This is a genomic window from Streptomyces sp. NH27, from assembly GCF_056859195.1.
The window spans coordinates 1-1,646 of record NZ_JACEGK010000880.1; the positions used below are offsets into that span (position 1 = coordinate 1).

At 76.4% G+C, this 1,646-nt stretch carries 1 protein-coding gene; it reads right to left on the reverse strand.

All coding sequences use genetic code 11. The features are described from left to right. A partial coding sequence (locus AC13HU_RS36735) for an L-aspartate oxidase (RefSeq protein ID WP_483046335.1) occupies nt 1–1,646 on the reverse strand: 1,646 nt, incomplete at both ends.

A 1,646-nucleotide genomic window follows, 5' to 3' on the forward strand; every position in this document is an offset into this window, starting at 1 on the left:
GTCGCGCAACGCGAGTTGGGACTCCGCGCCGGCCAAGCCCGGCGCAACCCCCGTGTCCGTGTCCGCGTCTGCGTCCGCGTCGGGGCCGGTGCCGGTGCCGGTGCCGGTGTCGGTGCCGGTGTCGACGGCTCCGCGGTCTTGCCGTCCCGGTCGTACGCCTCCACGGCCGCGGTGTGCAGCCGCTCCAGCGCGCCCGCGGCCGTCGCGAGGCTCTCCGCGCTGCGCAGCACGCCGGCGCCCGCGGTCATGATCCGCTGCACCTCGTAGCGCGCCTCGGAGGCCAGCAGCGGGGCGCTCGCGGGGGCCGGCGGCACCGGCTCGCCCGGCGCGGGCTCCGTGCCCGCCATCACGTCGGCGGCGATCCGCTCGGCGAAGACCAGCCCTTCGAGCAGGGAGTTCGAGGCGAGCCGGTTCGCGCCGTGCACGCCGGTGCAGGCGACCTCGCCGCAGGCGTAAAGGCCGGGCACGGTGGTCCGCCCGCGCAGGTCGGTGCGCACCCCGCCGGACGCGTAGTGCGCGGCGGGCGCGACCGGGATCGGCTCGGTGACCGGGTCGATGTCGTGTGCGCGGCACGCGGCCAGGATGGTCGGGAAGCGCTCGGCCCACATCTGCGCGCCGAAGTGCCGGGCGTCGAGGTACATGTGCTCGGTGCCGGTCTCCTGCATCCGGCGCATGATGCCCTTGGCGACGATGTCGCGCGGCGCCAGCTCGGCCAGTTCGTGCTGCCCCACCATGAAGCGCACGCCGTCGGCGTCGACCAGGTGCGCGCCCTCGCCGCGGACCGCCTCGGACACCAGCGGCTGCTGGCCCTCGGCGTCCGGGCCCAGCCACAGCACGGTCGGGTGGAATTGCACGAACTCCAGGTCGCTCACCTCGGCCCCGGCGCGCAGTGCCAGCGCCACGCCGTCGCCGGTGGACACCGCCGGGTTGGTGGTCGCGGAGAAGACCTGCCCCATCCCGCCGGTGGCCAGGACGACCGCGCGGGAGCGTACCGCTCCGACTCCGTCGCGGGCGCCCGCGCCCATCACGTGCAGGGTGACACCGGCGGTACGGCCCCGGGCGTCGGTGAGCAGGTCGAGCACGAGGGCGTTCTCGACGAACTCGATGGTCCCTTCGGCACCGGCACCGGTGTCGGCTGCGGTAGTGGCGGCGTCGTCGGTGGCCGGGTCCTGCGGGTGCGGTGTCCCGGCGTCCACCACCGCGGCGATCAGGGCGCGGGAGACCTCGGCGCCGGTCGCGTCGCCGCCCGCGTGGGCGATACGGCGGCGGTGGTGGCCGCCCTCCCGGGTGAGCAGGATCGTTCCTGCGGCGTCGGTGTCGAAGTGGGCGCCGGTCGCGATCAGCCGGCGGACCGCGCCCGGGCCCTCGGTGACCAGGACCCGCACCGCGTCCTCGTCGCACAGGCCCGCGCCCGCCACCAGGGTGTCGTCCAGGTGCTGGGCCGGGGTGTCGCCGTCGCCGAGCGCGGCGGCGATCCCGCCCTGCGCCCAGCGGGTGGAGCCGTCGTCCAGGTGCGCCTTGGTCACCACGATGACCTTCGCGCCGGCCGCGGCGCAGCGCAGCGCCACGGTGAGCCCGGCCACGCCCGAACCGACCACGACCACGTCGGAGTCGAGCGACCAGCCGGGGGCGGGGGCGTGCAGACG